Below are 21,531 nucleotides of genomic sequence, written 5' to 3'. Positions count from 1 at the left end.
CTTAAGCTTGAACTTTTTGTAAACGATCTTGCAGCATCATCCGCATTTCCATCGGGTCTTTTTGTGAAATGTCTTCACCGGTACGACCCTGTTCCGCATTTTTTTGTGCAACTTGGAGACGCATACTCCAGAAACGACATGCAGCCATTGCCAAGAAAATATTTAAACACGCTAACTCATCAGCTGTGAGTTGACGAATGCTTTGATACGCTGCAAGGAAAGCTTCTGCCTTGGCTTGGTCTAAATGAGCCTTTGGATAAGCTGTACAGAAATCATTGATACTAATCGCAACATCAAATAAAAACTCATCTTGATTTAACTCATAAAAATCAAGAATCCCTCGTAATTGATCACCTTCAAATAACGTATTGTCTCTAAATAGATCAGAATGAATAAAACCGACAGGACGATCAGGATATTGCTGTGTAATTTTGGCAAATTGCTGAAAAACTTGATCCAATAGGGATTGATCATCGTCATTCATATTGGGTCTAAGTTGCTCTGCTACATCTGACCAATACTGATGATTACGATTAAAATCACGCTTTAAAGGAAAATCTTTCAACGCCACATGAATTTTTGCTTGAGCCTGAGCAATCGCTTGGATTTGTAATAATGTTGCTTCTTCTGGATGTTCACCCATCAAGCGTGGGGCGATTTGTGCAGGTTTATCTGCGATGCTATGAATGGCTTGACCATGATGCTTCAATGGTACAGCAACGGCAACCCCAGCCTCTCCCAAACAGTCTAGTACGGGAACAAGCTCACCAGCTCCTTCAGCATCAAGCTCTTCAAAAACAGTAAGAACGTAATGTTTTTGAGTTTGATCCACCAAAAAATAGTTGGTGTTTTGAATACCGCCTTGGATTGGAATCAGGTCAATCACTGCCAAACCATAAGGTTCAGCAAAAGCTTGAACATCTTCTAAACTCAACGGGGTATAAACCGACATGGAAAACCTGCAAAAAATAGCTGTGAAGTTTGATAGAATACCCTTTCCCTCCATGAAGGTGTAGCACCAGAGTCGGTCTCCTTTCTCTATTGGCGATTTTTTGGAAAATTTTATGCTCGCAAAACGTATTATCCCTTGCTTAGATGTTGATAATGGTCGAGTCGTCAAAGGCGTTCAATTCCTTGATATTCGTGATGCAGGTGATCCTGTCGAAGTTGCACGTCGTTATAACGAACAAGGTGCCGATGAAATTACCTTTTTAGATATTACTGCTACCCATCATGGACGCGATACGACTTACCGTACTGTTGAGCGCATGGCTGAGAGTGTCTTTGTCCCTTTAACCGTAGGCGGTGGTGTACGTAAAGTCGAAGATATCCGTTTACTTCTCAATGCCGGTGCAGACAAAGTCAGTATCAACTCGGCAGCGGTGTTCAACCCTGAATTTGTTCAAGAAGCATCCCAACGTTTTGGTGCTCAATGTATCGTGGTTGCAATTGATGCGAAAAAAACTGGCGAAAATAAGTGGGAAATTTTTACCCACGGTGGACGTAAGCCAACAGGTATTGATGCAATAGAATGGGCTGTCAAAATGGCAGACTTTGGTGCAGGTGAATTACTGATTACCAGTATGGATGCCGATGGAACCAAAGCAGGCTATGACATCGCTTTAATGCGTCAAATCAATGATCGTGTCACGATTCCAACGATTGCTTCAGGTGGTGTAGGAAATTTACAACATTTGGCAGATGGTATTTTGAAAGGTGGCGCAGATGCTGTACTTGCCGCTTCCATTTTCCACTTTGGTCAACATACTATTCCTGAAGCGAAAAAATATTTAGCTGAGCAAGGCATTGAAATGCGCCTTTAAGCAATAAAAAATAGCTAGATCCAAACCTCTCAATGTGATTACTTGAGAGGTTTTTTATTCGGCAAATTTTAGTCAAAAAAATACCTTGCTCAGCAAGGTATATGAAATGCGTTTATACAACGCTAGAGGGTAAACGAAAAACAATAAATTTGGATAAATATCAAGCAACAAAAAGGCTTGGGCTAAATTAGCGAGATATTCAGCAAAAATATTGACATTAAAAACCAATTTTATTGACAATTCACGACAGAAGCACACGACCAGCATCATGTTTTGTCAAAATACCCTCTTCACGCTTTATCAAGATGCAACCGATACTTTTTCGATCTCTTCTGTCTGAGCAGCGGTCACCAATTTTGGTTTCTGCTCTACCCATTTTGCAGGAAATACTGATTCAATCGCTTCAGTTAATATCTTCGAAATCGGTGCAGGTAAAGGCAGACCCAATGGATTAGCTTCTTTCAAATCTGCTGAAGACACCACACGCGTCCCCATCACATAATCAAACCAAGGACGAGTAACACACCAATTTGCATCTTGGTTCGAGTTCATGTGGTGATCATAGTGCCACGGGATCGTGCGCTTCGCCCAATCAGGCTCAAGATGGGCACGGCGATGAACATAATAATAATTCCCCGCACTATAAATCGCTGCAAGTGCCATGCCTTTTGAAAAAGGATAGAACACAACACTTGCCACACCTGCGGCTACAGCAAGTGACATTAACTCATTACGCGTACGCCAGTGATCAATGCCTTCCACATAACATTCATCCGAGAAATCTTGTTTACGTACTTCACGATGATGCGCCCAATGCGACTCCATGCTTTTAGGTACAGGACTATAACGAGGTTGCCCAGGACGATGCACACCATGCAAAACGTATTTATGTGCGAACCATTCAAATGCATTTGCAACCGCTAAACCTGCGATAAAACCCTTGATCATTTTGATCTCCTAAACTGTGCTTCTTTTTATTTAAGATATAAATTTTTGTAGGCGAAGTATTGACGATACGATATATTAATATTGACAAAACACGACAATAAGAGGAACAGACAGGATGTCTCAACTCAAGAATTATACAGGATCAGTTTACGGTGGCTTGGGGCATTTACTGACGACTTATTGTGAAGCTAAAGATCTAGCTTTACCTGAACAATTACAAAAAATTCAAAACCTTGAACGCTTTGATTATGTCATTTGGCGGGATCTACTTGAAGAGTTGAATCAACTACATCCAAAAATCGGTTTAGGATTAGAAATTGCGGAATACGTCCAACCTAAGCATTTAGGGATTATTGCTTACTTAGCCTTATCTTGTGAAAGTCTTGGTGAAGCTTTAGCACGCTATCATGATTTTCATCGACTTATTTATGATGGAAGTCCTTTAATTGTTGAATTTAATCAACCCTATGCATCTATTCGTTGGGAAGCACCTGAACTACACCCCACTCAACTGACAGACGAAATTGCAATAGCACTGATGGTGCAATTCCTTAAACTGTTTATGTCAGGGGAAATGATCCATTTACACGAAGTTCATTTTGTGAATCCTGCACCTAAAAACCTCACGGTGTATGAACAGTATTTCCACTGCAAAGTTCGTTTTGATCAACCTAAGACTCAGCTTTTACTCCCGATTACTGAAGCATTCAAACCACTAAAAACAGGTGATCACACCCTGCAACAATTGTTATTGCAACAAGCTCAGGCACTATTAGATAAACTACCGAATTCAACACAATTAGATCAGCGTTTACAACATGCAATTTTAACGGGCTTACAGAAGAATCAATATCAGATTGATTTTATCGCTGAGAAATTGGGACTTTCTGTACGACAATTACAGCGTCATTTACAACAGCAAAACACAACCTTTCAGGAGCGTGTCCAACAAGTCCGCTTTATGTTGGCTACAGAATACTTAAAAGATCCGCACCTGAGTTTGCAAGAAATCTCTTTACTACTTTGCTACTCAGAACAAAGCGCTTTTCAACGTGCTTTTAAACTTTGGACAGGACAAACTCCTCAACAATGGCGAAAACACAACACAACTTACAGTTCTTTATAAAAACGCTTAATGTTCTCACCATTTTACAATTGATCACTAATTAAACAATCTTTATACAAGATTCAGTGACCTATGCTTATAAATTCACATTAATTTCACAGGCACAATAATTAACCATCCATCCAATGGGTGCTTTTATTCTTATAATTAATTTGGTGATAACAATGAACAAATATTTAGCAGAATTTCTCGGAACGTTTTGGTTGGTGTTTGGCGGTTGTGGAAGTGCCGTACTTGCCGCCGCATTTCCAGAACTCGGAATTGGTTTTCTAGGAGTGGCTTTCGCTTTTGGCCTTACTGTCTTAACAGGCGCTTATGCATTTGGACATATTTCTGGCGCTCATTTTAACCCTGCAGTAAGTGTCGGTTTATGGGTGGGTGGTCGTCTTGATGCCAAAGATCTCGCTCCCTATATTATTTCTCAGGTTGTGGGTGCAACTTTTGCAGCGCTGATTCTTTATATGATTGTACAAGGACAAGCCGGCTTTGCAGGCACAGGTGGATTCGCAACCAATGGTTATGGAGAGTTATCGCCAAATCACTTTTCTCTAGCTTCAGCGTTCTTAATTGAAGTCGTTCTAACAGCCGTCTTTTTAATTATTATTTTATTATCAACTCATCAAAATGCTCCAGCAGGTTTTGCACCGATTGCAATTGGTTTAACCCTCACCGTAATTCATTTAATCAGTATTCCTGTAACGAATACATCTGTGAATCCTGCACGTAGTACGGGTGTGGCTTTCTTTGCAGAAACTGCGGCACTTGGTCAATTATGGTTATTTTGGATTGCACCAATTGTAGGTGCAGTTATTGGTGCTCTCATATACAAAGTGGTTGCTACACCCCGAAATTAAATGATCACTCCATAAAAAAACAGCCACTATATGGCTGTTTTTTTATTGGATTATAAAAATGGATTCTCTATTTCCTGCTCTGGCTTTCGCTCGATCTGTGCAGGTAATTCTTCTTTTTCTAAAGCGATCACCACATCATTGATCAATTGCTGTAAAGCTTTAGCCGCTTTTAATCCCACTTGATCTTTTGTAATCTGCAAATTACCGTACAAACTGACGCAGTCCACTTGGTTTTCAAGCGTCAAATCATAAATCGAAGATGATTCATTTCCAGTTTCAAATGGTTTAAACATTTTCTACTCACTTTATTATTGTCGAGCTATATTCTGAATCTAAATCAATTTACGGCCAAGATCGATTCGATTATCGCAACAATTGTAAGAAATACTGCACAAGTGCATCGACCAATTGTTTAATTAAAGCTTGTTTAGTTTCTTCATCAATTTGCGGAAGACTACTCTGTGAAGTTTGGCTTTCACCCGAACTAAACTGTTTTTGCTGTGCCTGTATCGCTTCTGTAGTCGCTTCTTCAGCACATTGACTTTGACCATCCCAATGCGAATAGCTGATTTCTTTATTGGCTTTTACCTGTTGAGCCGATAATGGTAAATGATAAATATTGCGTTTTTGTTGTTCGGTCAGTTGTGGAAATAAATTAATCCCTAATTTTTCTTCTAGATAACAAACGCTCACCACCTCGACCTGTTCAGAATTATTATTTGGTGCGTAATAAGCCCCAATGATTCCTTGTTTAGGTAAGTACACAGCTTTATAAACCGCAGTCGGGACAATCACACCGCTACCGATTGTTTTGAGTCGTTTTCCTTCAAAAACTGGACCTGTTACAACATATGCATCTTTATGATGTTTGGTCACAACTGCACGGACAGCCTCTTCAAGTTTTCGCCAAACTTCCTGATTGTTTTTAGGTGCTTGAGGCACCATGTTGGCTAAAGAAAAACTATCATATTGTGCAGCAGTATTGTTCATATCTGCATTGGGTGCCATATGCCCACGATCATATCCTGAACCACGATAGTCCGATAGCAATGCTCGATGAGCCATTTCTACACGTGTTTCTTCATGGAAATTATCTTCGCGTTTAATTTTTATACTTAATCGATCAGGGCTTAAATACTCGGCTGACCATAGTGGTGTTTTTGAAACACCTGAATACATGACATTAAAATCATTAAAACATAAGGCATAGCTATGTTTGGTTAAGCTTTCCTTATTGAGCAATGGAGGAACTTCACGATAAAACTGATTAAGACACGCTCCACTACTTGATTGTAATGGAATAAATTTAGAAATCTTTTCACTACCAAAGGCTATCGCAAAGCTTCCTGTTGCGATCAACGCGAGCAGCACTTTTCCAGTATTTTTGCTCAAAAAAGTAGTTTGTGATTTACCTTTTCTCGTTGTTTTCTTTGCCATGACTACATCAAAACCTTTAAGAATGCGAAGCTTAACAACTCAAAAGCTTGATGTATATTGCGTTCCGAGCATGAACGACAATTTATGTCGCAAAACTGTACAATTGATCAGCAGACAATAAAAAAGGCACGCGAACGTGCCTTTTTTAAAACCAGTTCTTAAATTTCGATTTGACTACCTAACTCGACGACACGGTTAGTCGGAATTTGATAAAAATCACTAACAGGGCTGGTATTCCGTTGCATTGAGATAAATAAGCGTTCACGCCACGGAGACATTCCATCACCAACACTGTGCACGATACGATCACGTGAAATGAAGAAACTAATCTGCATCAAGTCATATTCAAATTCTAATTGCTCATATGCTTGCATTAATGCACGTGGAACATTTGGCTCATCTTTAAATCCATAGAAGATTTTAATGCGATAGAAATGCTCATTTAGTGTTTCGACTTGAACCCGCTCCTCTTGAGGAACAAAAGGAACATCCTCAATCACAACCGTGACTAGAATATTTCGCTCATGCAATACTTTGTTGTGCTTAATATTATGCAACATCGCATGAGGTACAACATTCGGCGTACCTGTCAAAAATACTGCATCGCCAGGCACACGATGGACATTATCCCCCAGACTTCGGACGAATAAATCCAAAGATAAAGTATCGTGTTCAAGTTTAGCAAAGGTCAACTCTCGACCACGCTTCCAAGTCATTAAAATCATGACCGCGATACTACCGATGAGTAAAGGAACCCAACCACCAGAGAACATTTTTAATGAAGCAGCAGCAACGAGTACAGATTCCAAAAAGAAAAATGGAATAATTAAAAGCAATACTTTAGGCAGACTCCATTTCCATGCATAGAAAATAAAGATCGCAACCAGAATGGTGTCACACAACATCGTTAAGGTCACAGCTAAACCATAAGCACTTGCAAGGTTTGAGCTGGTCTTAAAGATTAAGATTAAAATTACAATCGCGACGAGAAGCAACCAATTCAGGAATGGGACATAAATCTGACCTTCTTCTGAATCTGATGTATGTTTAATACTTAAACGTGGCAGATATCCCAATTGAATCGCCTGACGTGCAAGGGAAAACACCCCTGAAATGACCGCTTGTGATGCAATCACCGCTGCCATAGTTGCCAAGATAATCATTGGATATAAGGCCCAACTCGGCACCAATAAATAAAATGGATTTTCGATCGCAGCAGGGTTACGAAGTAGCAACGCACCTTGACCCGCGTAATTTAGCACCAAGCATGGTAAAACGACGGTGAACCAACCAAAGCGGATTGGACGAGGACCAAAATGTCCCATATCCGCATATAAAGCCTCACCACCTGTCACGGTAAGGACTACAGCTCCCATAATGAAAAAGGACTGTAAAGGATGAGTAAAAATAAATTGAATTGCCCAATGCGGACTCACCATACCCAAAACCACAGGTGTCTGTATGACACTGACAATTCCGAGAATACCTAATGACAAAAACCAAAGTAAGGTAATTGGACCAAAAAATTTCCCGACAAAAGCTGTTCCATGTTTTTGCATCAAAAACAAGGTCGTAACGATCACAATTGCAATCGGTACAATAAAAGGATCGAGTACATCTGTTGCGATGGATAAGCCTTCCACTGCGGAAAGTACTGAAATCGCAGGTGTGATAATGCCATCACCAAAAAAGAGTGATGCGCCAATAAACCCAATTGCAATCAAGTAAATTTTTTTAGTATCTGATATTTTGGCTTTGCGCAAATTCAAGGCCAGTAAAGCCATGATTCCACCTTCACCATTATTGTCTGCTCGCATAACAATAGCGATGTATTTGATACTAATAATGAGCATCAAACACCAGAAGATAATGGACAGGATCCCTAATACATTTTCAGGCTGAATCCCGAGTCCATGTGCAGCATGAAATGACTCTTTCAATGCATACAGTGGACTTGTTCCAATGTCTCCAAAGACTACCCCTAGTGCTGCTAATGCCGTGGCTGGCAACGCTGCTTTTTTTGCAGTACTTTGCATATATTGTCTTCAATATAAAACGTGACTTAACGCAATATTATCATTAGACAAGAAGTTTTTCTGCAAATCTGTTTCGCTACAACTTGGCAGCCTGCTTTTTTTTAGTTACTATCGCACCCCATTGGTGAGGTGTCCGAGTGGCTGAAGGAGCACGCCTGGAAAGTGTGTAAACGTTTATAGCGTTTCGAGGGTTCGAATCCCTCTCTCACCGCCAAATTTAGTTTCTATGATGTCTCATAGAGTTCTAAAAGCTTAAATCTAAAGGGTTTAAGCTTTTTTTATTGCCTTATGTTTTCCAATATATCCTATTAAATCCTGAGTTAGTTGCGATACGAATTGAGATAGAGTAATTCATATAAATTTTATTCCTTAATTTTTTATACAAATCCCAGACGATTCAGAGTACATCAAGTCGCAAAATAACCATAAAAAAAGCCACCTCTTGGGGATGAGATGGCAAAACCAAAAAGTATGTATTTTTATTCAAGATAAATATTGATACTTCAACAAATCAGTCGTATCTGTGGCTTTAATTTTTCGAAATGTTGTCCAATAACTCAGGCTCTAACATAAAAAACTCTCGCCCAAAGTGCTCAACATCCATTTCCGCAAGATTAATTTGATATTCAATCTCACCATTTAAAAATGATTGAGAAGTTTGAATCATTTTCCCCCAACCCAATTCTCGCTCACAGTGTGTCAATAAAAAGTGATATACCTTCGCATCATTGATCTTCAATACAAAAGCAGTATCAGATAATTGAAGAATTGAGACATTTTCGGAATATTGCACATCAATCATGAACTATCCCTAATTTAAATGCAGAAATGCTTAATTCATATCAATACATAGAAAGCAAAAAAAATTCAATGGAAAAATGATTTTTTATATATTTGTTATATATTTAGTTTTAATTTTTGACACAAAAAAACCACATTTCTCGTGTTATGGCATAAAGTGTCACTCCTAATATTTATAAATATTTTCTAGGGCATCCCTCTCATATAGTTCTGAATCGGGGCAAGTACTTTTGCAGTTTTAGCAGCTCTTCCTATACTTCTCACTTTCAAACAAGCAAAAATTGATCAAAATTTGATATAAAAATTTTTAGTGGGGATAAATCGAATTATTTGCTCATTTTTTCGCTTGTTTTTTTCTACGGATTATCTATAATTCTCGCCACGTTGCCGGCATAGCTCAGTTGGTAGAGCAACTGACTTGTAATCAGTAGGTCCACAGTTCGAATCCGTGTGCCGGCACCATTTTCTACTTTTTCTTCCTCATCATTTTCTCAAAATGCAAAAGCTCTGGATTTAACATATCCCACTGATTTGCATGACTCACAAAAATTTCTGCTTGCGGTTGATACAAATTTGGATCATCCAAAGTTCCTGCACGAATCGAAATCATATCTGGTACTATTTCTGGTAACCCAAACATTTGCGAGCCACATGTCGGGCAAAATGCACGTCGAATTGGCTTCCCAGATGCACCAAATGATTCAAAATAATGAAGTTCACCCTGAATATTGAGTTCTGATTGATGAAAAAATGCAATCGGCGCATATGCAGCACCTGTTGCTTTCTGACAATCTCGACAATGACAATTAAATTGATAATGTGGCTCTACACTAGCTTGATAACTGACCGCACCACATAAGCATGATCCTGAATATAAGACTGGCATATTATTTTCACTTTTTGACTGCACTCACCTGAATATACCGCACCAATCCATCATGGTAGAGCTTTGCACACAACTTGGCAGTCATCTCAATCTTAAGTTGAGCAAAATCAAACTGTTTTTTTATTGCGGTTTTATTTTTTATAAAATTTGAAAAACCGTTTAAAACGGGTTCTGAAAAATCTTGAATAATGATGTCATCTAGACCATTTTCTAGCAAGTTTAGACGCAATTTTGACTCTGTTTGGAGGTTTAAATCATTAACATCCGCAGCCTTTAATAAATAACGGTATTGTTGCTTTTGGAGTTGAGAACAGTTTTGCCAACGGTCAGACCACATTAAATAATGAAAAGCAATTCGTCCTTTTGAATTTAAAACTGATGATGCTGATCGAAGAAATGAATTCAAATCACTGTGATAAGCGGCATCCAAACACAGCACCACATCAAATGAATTTAAAATAACGGGTTGCTGTAAATCTAAAAAGGATTGGCAATAAATTTCAACCTGCGGTAACTCATGTTGAATTCGTTTGACACATTCAGCTTGCAGCTCCACTGCACTGAGTTGACGAACATGATACTGCTCAATCCAATGCAATAAACTTGCACCTTGCCCACATCCGAGATCTAAAACAAGATCGGAGCCTTTAAGCTGAACCGTCTCAGCGATTTGATCTGCTAGCGTTTGACATGCTAAGGGATAATCCTGTTGCTGTTGCTGTTGCCAATATCCTAAATTACTCCAAGCAAGCCTAGATTCATCACCAAGTCGTTTTGCATCTATGGCATATTTATGCCCGATCAGGCTTTCAATCCATGCTTGCTTGAAGCGCTTCATATTTAGTAACCGAGTTCAGGTGCAACTTTAACTTGTGGTTTAAGTCCAACAAATGGAACTGGGGCACCTAAAATTTCTGCAATATGCATCGCAGAAGTCACTGCTGATTCTAAAATTGGCAAGCCATCACATGACCAAGAACCACAATAAAATACCTTGCGATTCTGTTGTAGATGACGTTGTTGAATCTCTTTATTCAAAGCAACAGTTTCTAAATCAACCACTGCTCGTGTCAATTTAACCTTAGAAATAATTTTCTTTGGATCGATGTCAATGACTGGACACCAAGTTTGGAACACTGCATTTTTTCCCACTAAAGATGGTTCAACTGCATTAATCCAAACTGTAAATTGTTGGCGGGTAAATTTACGATCCATCATATAGCTCAATACAGCCCAATCTTTACGACGTGCTGGCATGACGACAGGATCGGTATGAATCACCAAATCACCATCTTCAAATCTGAACTTTTTCAATATGTCGATGTCATCAGCAAATTGAGGCTGCTTTAAGAAATTCTCAATCACAGGTGTCGGCGTTGCAATCACAACACGGTCAAAAGCTTTGCTTTCACCTTGTCCATTGTCGACCAATACTTTATCGCCGTGCTCTTCAACCTTCTGAACGGGCGCACCACTATGAATTTCAATCCCTTCGATTAAACGATTCACCAAAGCAGGTGTTCCACCTTTCATTCGTAGTAGTGCTTCGCCTTCCGTCAATTGACGTACAAATTCAAGTAATGGTTTAGCTGGCCATTCACCAATGGTTTTAGGATGGCATGTACAAATGGTGTACAGTACTGGCATCACCGTACCATGCCAAAATACTTCTTCAATATGATATTGATTCATGAATTCAGCTAAGGTGATGTCTTGATTATCTGATTTGAAAAATTGATTAACCGCAGTTTTGAGTTGCAACATCCCTTTTACGAGACGCCAGCCATATTGCTGAATGCCTTTGCGGTTATTAATAATCGGAAAGTTACCAATTCGACTGCGCGAAGTGGTCAACCATGTGTCTGTTTTGTCTTCAAACAACCAACTACACGCCATAAACGTGCGCACTGGAAATGTTTCTATTCCTAAGTGACTGGCTAAACTTAAAGTATTCTTCCAAAGTTTAGGATTCATCACGCGTAAGGGTGCATCAATAATACCACCATCGAATTCGATACTGTGGCTGTCCATACCTCGTCCAGCGAGTGCTTCGAATATGGTTACTTTGTGCCCTGCATCATGTAGGATTCTGGCGGCAGCGAGTCCTGCCATTCCACTGCCAATAATTGCAATATCCAAAATTTTTGTCCCATCAGTTGATGATTTTTCTTGATTATGACTGATAGTTAACCCAAATGCCGTATTAAAAAATACCAGATTCAGCATTTAAGCCATACTTTTGTCGTAATAATGTCTTCATGTATTGTTACATTTTAGCACAGCTGATTTTTTAATCGTAAGCTTATGAATAAATTAATTTTATTGTTAAATGAATAATAAAAATATACAGATCGTTCTTTATTTTTCCATTTTTCACGCTGATCCCCCTTTGCAAGTCACAAAAATGGGGCTATTCTGATTACACAACAATGAAAACTGAGTCACATAATAAACTGCATAATTATAAGTGACATAACATTAAAATAATCAATAGAGGAACCTTATAGCCGAAAGCCCATAACGTCAAAGGAGTTATGGGCTTTCTTATATGAATCAATGTTTGGTTAAACTTAATTCATTATTCCAAACTTACCACGATTAAAATCATTAATTGCATCAACGATTTCCGCCTTGTTGTTCATTACAAATGGACCATACCCTTCGATTGGTTCATTCAAAGGTTGACCAGTTAAGATCAAGAATTTACTGTTCTGAGTTGCTTGAACGGCAAAATCAATCTCTTCACGGCTTAACACGACTAAACTTGGAGAATCAATGGTTTGATCACTCAATACAACCTGACCTGACAACAACACAAATAATGTGGTGTGTCCTTCAGGCACATAGAACGTATGGCTTTGACCTTCGATCAATTGACCATCCCAAACATTGACTGGACTAAATGTTGTTGCTGCACCTGCAAGGTCTTGGTATTCGCCCGCAATCACACGTAACTCGCTGCCCACATCATCTAATGCGATTTTCTGAATCTTGCTAGATTCAATCGCTTGATACTTTGCAGGTGTCATTTTTGAGTGTGCAGGTAAATTGACCCATAGTTGCACCATTTCAAACAAACCACCTTGCTGGGCAAAATCAGGAGAATGAAACTCTTGATGCAGAATTCCACCGCCAGCAGTCATCCACTGTACATCACCAGTTTTGATCGTACCGCCGCCACCTGCTGAGTCTTTGTGTGTCACTTCACCCTGATAAGCTATTGTTACAGTTTCGAATCCACGGTGTGGATGTGTACCCACGCCATGCTGAGCTGTAGTTGGTTCAAAGCGATAAGGTGCTGCGTAGTCCAACAGTAAAAAAGGACTGATTGTTTGCCCTAAGCGATCATAAGAAAATAAGTTGTACACTGGGAAACCATCACCCACCCAATGCATATGTTTATTTTGATAAATACCTGTAATCGTTTTCATCTTTTTACTCCTAAAGTGTAGAAGTTGCGATCTTGATGATTATTCTACGCCTCACAGAGACAGACTTATAGGCACAGGACAGCAACACATTATTTCATAAATAGGACAAATAACTTGGTCACAGAGTATAAATTAGGATGAGACTTAAATAATCCTATTTATAGTATTGTTTGTCTCATTTTTCAGACTTCTGAACCTAGAAAATTTCCAATAGCATAATTTTAATTTCAAGCTTCAATCGAAGCCTTTATTTCAAAATCAACCTAAAACAACTTGAGGATAAAATCATGAGCCAAGACTATATTCGTTTAGATAAGAATAATGCGGCTGTGTTATTGGTCGATCATCAAACAGGCTTATTGTCATTAGTTCGCGATATCGATCCTGACAAATTTAAAAATAATGTGTTGGCACTTGCAGATGCTGCGAAATATTTTAATTTACCGACAATCCTAACAACAAGTTTTGAAAATGGTCCAAATGGTCCCCTCGTTCCTGAACTTAAAGAAATGTTCCCCGATGCGCCTTATATTGCGCGTCCAGGTCAGATTAATGCATGGGACAATGAAGACTTCGTTAAAGCGGTTAAAGCAACTGGCAAAAAACAATTGATTATTGCGGGTGTTGTGACTGAAGTTTGTGTGGCTTTCCCAACACTATCAGCACTTGCTGAAGAATTTGAAGTTTTTGTAATTACCGATGCTTCAGGTACATTTAATGAGTTGACTCGTGATGCGGCATGGGATCGTATGTCTAAAGCGGGTGCTCAATTAATGACATGGTTTGGTATGGCGTGTGAGTTACATCGTGACTGGCGTAATGATATTGAAGGATTGGGAACATTATTCTCAAACCACATTCCAGATTATCGTAATTTGATCAACAGCTATAATCAAAACACTAATCAAAAATAATTGACCTGCCCCATCAGTTGAGAATAGTTCATGCTATTCTCAACTGAATAGTTATAGGATTTGATCTGCCTTGATGAACTCATTTGATGATTATTATTATTTCTATCTAGTGGTAAAACATGGTGGGTTTAGTGCTGCAAGTGAAGCAGAAAATATCAGTAAATCAAAGCTCAGCCGCCGTATCATTGACCTAGAAAATAAATTTAATGTCAGCCTCATTCAGCGTACAACTCGACATTTTAAAGTGACCGAATTAGGTCAAGAATTTTATGAAGAGTGCTGTAAAGTCATCACTCAAGTTGAGTGTGCGGAAAATGTCTTACTCAAACAAAAAAGCGAGCCACAAGGCTTAGTTAAAATTAGCTGTCCGCCGTTAATGATGCATTTCCAAATTCGCAAAATCCTCAATCAATTTTTAAAAACCTATCCTAAAGTAGAAATATCACTTGAGCTTACTAGTCGACGAGTGGATATTTTACATGATGATATTGATCTCGCGATTCGAACCAATTTTGAACCAAATGAAGATTCTAATTTAATTGTTCGAGATGTCATTAAAACAGATCATTGTCTAGTTGCCTCCCCTGAGTTACTCCAAGGTCGCAGTATCAACCATTTTTCTGATCTTAAAGATTATCCAAGCATTAGCTTAGGCACCCAAAAAGCAAATTATATTTGGCATTTTTGCAATACTCGCACAGGGGAAACGATGGATGTTCCCTATCAACCGCGAATCAAGAGTAATGATTTGGCCGGTGTGTATTATGCTGTAGCAGATGGTTTAGGTATCGCTGACCTACCATTTTTAACTGTGGAATCCGACATTCGCAAAGGTAAACTGATTCATTTGATGCCTGAATGGAAATCTAATATTGGCACCTTGCAATTGGTCTATGTATCTCGAAAAGGACAACGCCTTGTCGTCGAACGCCTGATCGAAACCTTGATTGAACATTTAAGACGTTTGCCTGAGAGCCACAAAGGTTATCTTTCAGCTTAATCAAAAAAAACGGTCATGAATGGGCATGACCGTTTTATCGAACACGTTTGAGTGTTCAGTTATCCAAGATTTACTCAGATAAATCCACACAGAGGTATTTCATTTCGAGATATTCCTCAATGCCGAATTTTGAACCTTCACGACCTAAGCCTGATTGTTTAACTCCACCAAATGGCGCAACTTCATTTGAAATTGCTCCTGTGTTAATTCCAACCATGCCATATTCAAGTGCCTCACCAACACGCCATTGACGAGCTGCGCTTTGAGTAAACACATAAGCGGCCAAACCAAATTCCGTATCATTTGCCATGGCTACGGCTTCGTCTTCAGTTTTGAAACGGAATAACGGCGCCAGTGGACCAAAGGTCTCTTCTTTAGATACTCTCATGTCTTGAGTGACGTTGGTCAGTACCGTCGGTTCAAAGAAAGTGCCACCGAGTGCTGAACGCTGACCACCAATACGTATTGTCGCGCCTTTTGCAGTCGCATCAGCAATATGTGACTGGACTTTGGCAATCGCATCTTCATCAATCAATGGACCTTGCGTTGATGTTTCCTGACGACCATCACCGACTTGCAGCTTAGCCACAGCTTCGACTAACCGATCTGCCAAAGCATCGTAGATACCATCTTGTACATAAATTCGATTCGCACATACGCAAGTTTGACCACTATTGCGATATTTACTCGCCATAATGCCCTGAACGGCTTGATCGAGATTGGCATCATCAAACACCAACACAGGTGCATTACCACCCAATTCGAGCGATAACTTCTTAATCGTCGGCGCACATTGCTGCATTAAAATGCGCCCCACTTGGGTTGAACCTGTAAAGCTCAACTTACGTACAATATCGCTCTCGCACAGTGTTTTGCCAACTTCAATCGCATCACCACTGATATTTAACAAGATATCGGCAGGCAAACCTGCTTTGAGAGCTAACACTTCCAGTGCATATGCAGTCAAAGGTGTTTGTTCAGCAGGTTTGACCAACATCGAACAACCCGCCGCAATTGCTGGTGCAGCTTTACGTGTGATCATCGCCGCAGGGAAATTCCACGGCGTTATCGCAGCAGTCACCCCGATAGCTTGTTTAATGACAAGTAAACGTTGATTTGGCAATGTTGGCGTTAACACTTCACCATCAATACGACGAGCTTGCTCAGCAAACCAACGGATGAATGAAGCGGCATAACCAATTTCACCACGAGCTTCAGCCAACGGTTTACCTTGTTCGGCAGTTAAAATCTGTGCAAGATTTTCTTTATGCTCAAGCATCAACTGATACCATGCCAAAAGCACATCGGCACGAACTAAAGCAGTTTGCTTTTTCCATGCAGCTTGGGCTTGGGCTGAACGCTGAATCGCGGCTTCAACACCAGCACGGTCATAACTTTTCACCCATGCCAGTGTTTCACCTGTCGCAGCATCTTTCACTTCGATATCGTTATGAGCCGCAGGTGCAGCTAATGAAATATCGGGGTGCTGTAATAAATACTGCAAATTGTTTTGAATCATGCAGATTGCTCCACTGCTTGTGCACTGTCTGCTGTTAATGCTGCAAAACCTTGTTTTAAAATATCGAGACCTTGACGGAATTGCTCAGCAGGAATGGTTAACGGATATAGGAAACGAATGACATTACCGTATTTACCACAAGTGAGAATCAATAAACCATGTTCCATTGCATAACTTTGTACTGCTTTTGCTTGTTCAGCTGTTTCTAGCTCGGCAGCGACCATTGAACCCAAAGCACGAATTTGTGTAACAACATCGCCTGAAGTTTCTTGAATTTCTTTTAAAACAGTAACCAACTCTGTACCTAGCTCATTGGCACGATCACATAAGTTTTCTTCTTCGATTGCATCAATCACCGCATGAGCAGCAGCAACTGCAATTGGGCTACCTGCATAGGTGCCACCCAAACCGCCTGGGTTTGGTGCATCCATCACTTCTGCACGTCCCACTACACCTGAGATTGGGAAACCACCACCCAAGCTTTTCGCCATCGTAATCAAATCTGCTTTGGTTTCATAATGATTCATGGCAAATAATTTGCCTGTGCGCGCAAAACCAGATTGCACTTCATCAGCGACCAATAAAATACCGTGCTTATCACACAAAGCACGTAAGCGTTTTAAGAATTCGGTAGGTACAACGTTGAAACCGCCTTCACCTTGTACAGGTTCAAGCACAATTGCCGCGACGTCATGTGGGGCAATATCTTCGCTAAAAATATCTTCAACACTTTCAATCGCTGCTGCAACTGAAATACCTTTTTCTGGCACAGGATAACGCGCATGGAATACACCTGCTGGCATCACACCAAAGTCACGTTTATATGGTGCTGTTTTACCTGTCATTGCCATAGTCATAAATGAGCGACCATGGAAACCATTACCAAAAGTAATGATGCCGTGACGACCTGTATATGAACGTGCAATCTTCACTGCATTTTCAACTGCTTCTGCACCTGTAGTGAAAAATGCTGTTTTCGCTGCACCTGCGATCGGCGCGCGCTGATTAATGCGTTCAGCCAAAGCAACATAACTTTCATAAGGTGTCACTTGATAAGCCGTATGGGTAAATTTAGTCAGTTGCTCTGTGACAGCCGCGATCACTTTCGGATGACGATGGCCTGTATTGAGTACTGCAATACCACCCGCAAAATCGATATATTGCTTGCCTTCCTTGTCCCAAATGGTTGCATTTTCAGCTTTTTCTGCATACCACTGACACATCACACCGACACCACGTGGCGTTGCTTGCTGTTTGCGTGTATTCAGTGCAGAATGTTGAGTATCCATTTTATTCCCTCATATCTCATCATCAGTTACAGCTTTGGTCGTACATCCTAGGGGTCGATTTTTAGGATGCGATACAATGACTGCCTATAGCTGTAATTTCGCTCGTCTCAAGGCAAGAGACGAGAGCCATTTTTAAACTGTAGGAGAGAGCCAATTGCGTAGTTTACTTGGAGATCATTTGCTGCAAAGGCTCCAACAAGACACGGAGGGAAAACTACATCAACGCCTTTTTCGATGTCTACGTGGTGCAATCATAGAAGGCGTCATTCAACCGATGACGCGCTTACCTGCGTCACGTGATTTAGCCAGTGAAATTCATGTCTCTCGAAACACTGTGCTGAGTGCTTATGAGCAGTTACAAGCAGAAGGATATTTAGAAGCACGTACAGGACATGGAACTTGGGTCGCAGAAAAACTCCCTGAAAGTTTCTTAAACACTAAAAATAAAAAGAAAAAACCTGAACTCCCTACTATCCAAAGTTCATATGTACTATCACAACGTGGCTCAAACTTATTGGGCTATGCTGCTGCATCACCACATCAATGGGGAGCTTTTGTACCTGGGGCACCTGATGTCACTGAGTTTCCACATCATATTTTTAGTCGGATTCAAGCACGTTTAAGTCGTGAACCTGATGTGAATCGCCTGATTTATAGCAATGCTGGGGGATGTATTGAACTTCGGAGTGCTTTGGCAGATTACTTAAAAGTCGCCCGCTCCGTGCAATGTGATGCAGATCAAATCATTATCACCGAAGGCATTCATCAAGCGATTGACTTAGTTTCTCGTGCGCTGAGTGACATTGGTGATCGTGTTTGGATTGAAGATCCTGCATATTGGGGAATGCGTAACACTCTCAGGATCAATGGCTTGGATATTCAACCTATGCCCGTCGATGCAGAAGGTATTATTCCTGAAAACAATCCAACTCAACCGCCTAAACTGATCTTTGTTACCCCTTCTCATCAATACCCTTTAGGCTCTCATCTCAGTGTAAATCGACGTAAAGAATTGATTCAAATTGCTCGTCAACACAACAGTTGGATCGTAGAAGATGATTATGACAGTGAATTTAGATTCTCAGGACACCCTTATCCCTCTTTGCAGGGTTTAGAAAATAATGCCCCTGTGCTCTACATGGGTACCTTCAGTAAAACCATTTATCCATCACTCAGAATTGGATATCTCGTTGTACCTAAACCCTTGTTCTCATCTTTAAGAATCGTGGCAGCAGAACTATATCGTGGTGGGCATTTACTTGAACAAAAAGCACTCGCTGAATTTATTCGTGAAGGTCATTATGAAGCGCACATTCGACGTATGCGCCTACTGTATGGCAAACGCCGGGATTATCTGGTCAGTTTGATCAAACGCTATCTAGGTACTGAATTTCTACATGAATATGATGAAGCCGCAGGCTTACATTTGGTCCTCAAATTACCAAATGATTGCGATGATGTCGCGATTACCAGTAAAGCCCTAGAACGAGGCGTGAAAGTTCGCCCTTTGTCTCAATATTACATGCAATCACATGCTCTCGCTGAACGTGGACTGTTGATGGGCTTCGCCTGTGTTAATGAAAAAGATATGGTGATGGCTTTTGGTGTGTTATTGCAATGCTTACGAGAAGCAGGTGTTCCCACGCTCAATTGATGTTGTTTTACGATTGTCGCATCTAAAAAAAAGAGCCTCATGATTTGAGGCTCTTTTTACTTTTAAACGAACTTAGACCAATTTTTCTTCATGCACTTGGCTCAGGTGAGATGCTCGACGCTCTTCACCCCAACGCAATTTTTGCGAGACAAAACCAAAGAACACGATAATGCCAAAGAGCGCTGTGGTGTAAATGACTTCTTTAAAATAGGTTCCCTCTATTAACATGGTGAGAATTGCACCGATAATGGCAAATATCACGAGATAAGTGATATAAGGGAATAACCACATTTTAAATTCAATTTTTGTGCCCTCTGCTTCAAGCTTTTTACGCATACGAAGCTGAGAATAAGCAATGGTTAAATACACATATAGTGTTGCTGCACCTGTAGTTAACATGAAAAAGTCATATACATTCATACTTTCGGTAGCCGTTAAAATCACAGCAATTACCGAGAAAAAGCATGACACAATCACCCCAACCCAAGGACTGCTCTTACTATTTACAGAACCAAAACTTTTCGGTGCATCACCACGTTTTGATAATGAAAATAGCATACGTGAACAGGTATACAATGCTGAGTTAAAACAGCTACATACTGAAGTCAGCACCACGAAATTCACGATATGACGTGCTTCTGGAATACCGAGTGCCGTTAAAGTTACACTATAAGTTCCCCAAGTTGAGTCTTTTAATAACTCGTTATTATGTGGAATCAAACAAACCGCGACAAACATTGAACCGACGTAAAATAATACAATTCGCCAAACCACTGAATTTGAGGCTTTACGAATTTCTTTCGATGGATTTTCTGATTCAGCCGCTGCAACCGTGACAATTTCAGCTCCAATATAGGCAAACATAACTCCAAGTAATGCCGTAATCACTGACGATGCGCCATTTGGCATAAAACCTTGAGCGGTTAGATTACTGACCCCAGAAGCAGACGCATCACCCCACGGCCATAAATGCATGATCGCTAAGCTACCGATCACCAAAAACACCACGATCGCAATGACTTTGATCAAAGCAAACCAAAACTCAAACTCACCATAGTTTTTGACGTTTTGTAAGTTGACTGCAACTAATCCGCCGATGACCAAGACCATATAAGCCCAAATCGGGATAAAGGGGAACCAACTATTCAGAATTTTACCTGCGACATAGGCTTCCCACCCCATCAACATCGCCAAGGTACACCAATACAACCATCCGATTGAAAAGCCTGCCCATCGACCAATTGCACGGTCAGCATAAGTTGAAAATGAACCGCTGTCTGGGTTTAACACCGCCATTTCACCCAACATACGCATGATGAACCAAACCAGTAAACCACCTAAGGCATAGGTTAGAAAGACCACTGGTCCTGTGTTGTAAATAATACTGCCTGAACCGACAAATAAAGAACCACCGATCACACCTGCAATTGAAATCATCGTGAGGTGGCGTGACTGTAGCCCATGTTTTAGACCTTGGGAGAGATTGGCTTCAGAACCATTTTGATGTGCTGCCATATCATTTTCCTTAATATATTGAAGGTATTAGTGGCTTTTGGCATCACATACACCATGCCGCAAATACCTCCTAAAAACTGTGTCGTTCAACCTATTCCGTCCAGAATGGAATAAGGATTAAAAACGACGCTTCCGCATGCATACTTTCTATGGCTTTAATTTGTCGTTTCGGCTCTTAAGAAACGAGAGCCATTTTTAGAATAACAGAGAGAGCCAATTGTAAAAATAATGCTCAATCTCGGAGAGTTTTTTAAACAAAATTGAAAGGAAACATCATCAAATTAAAAAATACAACCTA

General features: G+C 40.2%; 19 protein-coding genes and 2 tRNA genes. 8 read left to right on the top strand and 13 right to left on the bottom strand.

The window, feature by feature from the left end; all coding sequences use genetic code 11:
* Position 1: 1 nt before the first annotated feature.
* A complete protein-coding gene (locus H2677_RS01005; RefSeq protein ID WP_129261403.1) occupies positions 2 to 952 on the bottom strand; it encodes a homoserine kinase in 951 nt (316 codons plus the stop codon).
* A 112-nt stretch (positions 953 to 1,064) separates the two neighbouring features.
* Here H2677_RS01005 and hisF point away from each other — a divergent pair, with 112 nt between their 5' ends.
* Positions 1,065 to 1,823, top strand: a complete 759-nt coding sequence (gene hisF / locus H2677_RS01000; protein ID WP_004812244.1) for an imidazole glycerol phosphate synthase subunit HisF — start codon at positions 1,065 to 1,067, stop codon at positions 1,821 to 1,823.
* Between the two features lie 300 nt (positions 1,824 to 2,123).
* Here the strand turns inward: hisF and H2677_RS00995 are convergent, their stop codons facing one another.
* On the bottom strand, positions 2,124 to 2,771 hold the full coding sequence (locus tag H2677_RS00995) for a sterol desaturase family protein (protein WP_075696016.1): 648 nt from the start codon (positions 2,769 to 2,771) through the stop codon (positions 2,124 to 2,126).
* A gap of 115 nt (positions 2,772 to 2,886) precedes the next feature.
* Between H2677_RS00995 and H2677_RS00990 the strand changes: the two genes are divergently transcribed.
* Entirely contained in the window at positions 2,887 to 3,897 is a 1,011-nt protein-coding gene (locus H2677_RS00990) for an AraC family transcriptional regulator (protein ID WP_212638969.1), read from the top strand.
* 164 nt (positions 3,898 to 4,061) lie between these two features.
* Positions 4,062 to 4,751: an aquaporin Z gene (gene aqpZ, locus H2677_RS00985; protein ID WP_099947949.1), complete on the top strand. Its 690-nt coding sequence runs from the start codon at positions 4,062 to 4,064 to the stop codon at positions 4,749 to 4,751.
* Between the two features lie 50 nt (positions 4,752 to 4,801).
* On the opposite strand, the gene H2677_RS00980 is transcribed toward aqpZ, so the two are convergent.
* The 3 genes from H2677_RS00980 to H2677_RS00970 form a co-directional block, all read right to left on the bottom strand.
* Positions 4,802 to 5,044 (bottom strand): hypothetical protein, encoded by a 243-nt coding sequence (locus H2677_RS00980; RefSeq protein ID WP_087540191.1) that lies wholly within the window; start codon positions 5,042 to 5,044, stop codon positions 4,802 to 4,804.
* A 70-nt stretch (positions 5,045 to 5,114) separates the two neighbouring features.
* Positions 5,115 to 6,188 carry a DNA/RNA non-specific endonuclease gene (locus H2677_RS00975; RefSeq protein WP_212638968.1) on the bottom strand — a complete coding sequence of 358 codons (1,074 nt, stop codon included), beginning with the start codon at positions 6,186 to 6,188 and terminating at the stop codon, positions 5,115 to 5,117.
* A 158-nt stretch (positions 6,189 to 6,346) separates the two neighbouring features.
* Complete coding sequence (locus tag H2677_RS00970; protein WP_004909798.1) at positions 6,347 to 8,224, bottom strand: potassium transporter Kup; 1,878 nt, start codon at positions 8,222 to 8,224, stop codon at positions 6,347 to 6,349.
* 123 nt (positions 8,225 to 8,347) lie between these two features.
* Here H2677_RS00970 and H2677_RS00965 point away from each other — a divergent pair.
* Positions 8,348 to 8,438 (top strand) — tRNA-Ser (locus tag H2677_RS00965).
* A 315-nt stretch (positions 8,439 to 8,753) separates the two neighbouring features.
* Here the strand turns inward: H2677_RS00965 and H2677_RS00960 are convergent.
* On the bottom strand, positions 8,754 to 9,026 hold the full coding sequence (locus H2677_RS00960; RefSeq protein WP_004951410.1) for a hypothetical protein: 273 nt from the start codon (positions 9,024 to 9,026) through the stop codon (positions 8,754 to 8,756).
* A 385-nt stretch (positions 9,027 to 9,411) separates the two neighbouring features.
* Here H2677_RS00960 and H2677_RS00955 point away from each other — a divergent pair.
* Positions 9,412 to 9,487: transfer RNA gene (locus H2677_RS00955), tRNA-Thr, on the top strand.
* Between the two features lie 4 nt (positions 9,488 to 9,491).
* Here the strand turns inward: H2677_RS00955 and H2677_RS00950 are convergent.
* From H2677_RS00950 to H2677_RS00935, 4 genes are all read right to left on the bottom strand, one after another.
* Positions 9,492 to 9,911 carry a GFA family protein gene (locus tag H2677_RS00950; RefSeq protein WP_004909804.1) on the bottom strand — a complete coding sequence of 140 codons (420 nt, stop codon included), beginning with the start codon at positions 9,909 to 9,911 and terminating at the stop codon, positions 9,492 to 9,494.
* Between the two features lie 7 nt (positions 9,912 to 9,918).
* Entirely contained in the window at positions 9,919 to 10,749 is an 831-nt protein-coding gene (locus H2677_RS00945) for an SAM-dependent methyltransferase (protein WP_212638967.1), read from the bottom strand.
* A gap of 2 nt (positions 10,750 to 10,751) precedes the next feature.
* Positions 10,752 to 12,050 carry an FAD-dependent oxidoreductase gene (locus H2677_RS00940; RefSeq protein ID WP_039908722.1) on the bottom strand — a complete coding sequence of 433 codons (1,299 nt, stop codon included), beginning with the start codon at positions 12,048 to 12,050 and terminating at the stop codon, positions 10,752 to 10,754.
* Positions 12,051 to 12,481: 431 nt separating this feature from the next.
* Positions 12,482 to 13,342, bottom strand: coding sequence for a pirin family protein (locus tag H2677_RS00935; RefSeq protein WP_212638966.1), 861 nt, complete (start codon positions 13,340 to 13,342; stop codon positions 12,482 to 12,484).
* A gap of 287 nt (positions 13,343 to 13,629) precedes the next feature.
* Between H2677_RS00935 and ycaC the strand changes: the two genes are divergently transcribed.
* Together ycaC and H2677_RS00925 are read left to right on the top strand one after the other, a co-directional pair.
* Positions 13,630 to 14,256: an isochorismate family cysteine hydrolase YcaC gene (gene ycaC, locus H2677_RS00930; protein ID WP_004909812.1), complete on the top strand. Its 627-nt coding sequence runs from the start codon at positions 13,630 to 13,632 to the stop codon at positions 14,254 to 14,256.
* 73 nt (positions 14,257 to 14,329) lie between these two features.
* On the top strand, positions 14,330 to 15,256 hold the full coding sequence (locus tag H2677_RS00925; protein WP_099947903.1) for a LysR substrate-binding domain-containing protein: 927 nt from the start codon (positions 14,330 to 14,332) through the stop codon (positions 15,254 to 15,256).
* A gap of 70 nt (positions 15,257 to 15,326) precedes the next feature.
* Here the strand turns inward: H2677_RS00925 and H2677_RS00920 are convergent, their stop codons facing one another.
* The gene (locus H2677_RS00920) at positions 15,327 to 16,775 is read right to left on the bottom strand and encodes an NAD-dependent succinate-semialdehyde dehydrogenase (protein WP_212638965.1); all 1,449 of its coding nucleotides are present in this window, start codon (positions 16,773 to 16,775) and stop codon (positions 15,327 to 15,329) included.
* Positions 16,772 to 18,064, bottom strand: a complete 1,293-nt coding sequence (gabT, locus tag H2677_RS00915) for a 4-aminobutyrate--2-oxoglutarate transaminase (RefSeq protein ID WP_212638964.1) — start codon at positions 18,062 to 18,064, stop codon at positions 16,772 to 16,774. The genes H2677_RS00920 and gabT overlap by 4 nt, the downstream gene beginning before the upstream one ends.
* Positions 18,065 to 18,218: 154 nt before the next feature.
* Between gabT and pdxR the strand changes: the two genes are divergently transcribed.
* Positions 18,219 to 19,718 (top strand): MocR-like pyridoxine biosynthesis transcription factor PdxR, encoded by a 1,500-nt coding sequence (pdxR, locus tag H2677_RS00910; RefSeq protein ID WP_212638963.1) that lies wholly within the window; start codon positions 18,219 to 18,221, stop codon positions 19,716 to 19,718.
* A gap of 72 nt (positions 19,719 to 19,790) precedes the next feature.
* Here pdxR and H2677_RS00905 read toward each other — a convergent pair whose 3' ends face one another.
* On the bottom strand, positions 19,791 to 21,233 hold the full coding sequence (locus H2677_RS00905; RefSeq protein ID WP_212638962.1) for an amino acid permease: 1,443 nt from the start codon (positions 21,231 to 21,233) through the stop codon (positions 19,791 to 19,793).
* Positions 21,234 to 21,531: the final 298 nt, after the last annotated feature.

The organism is Acinetobacter junii (assembly GCF_018336855.1).
Taxonomy (GTDB): Bacteria; Pseudomonadota; Gammaproteobacteria; order Pseudomonadales; family Moraxellaceae; genus Acinetobacter; species Acinetobacter junii.
Note: the sequence above shows the minus strand (reverse complement) of the source record. Positions and strands in the feature narration are given on the sequence as shown.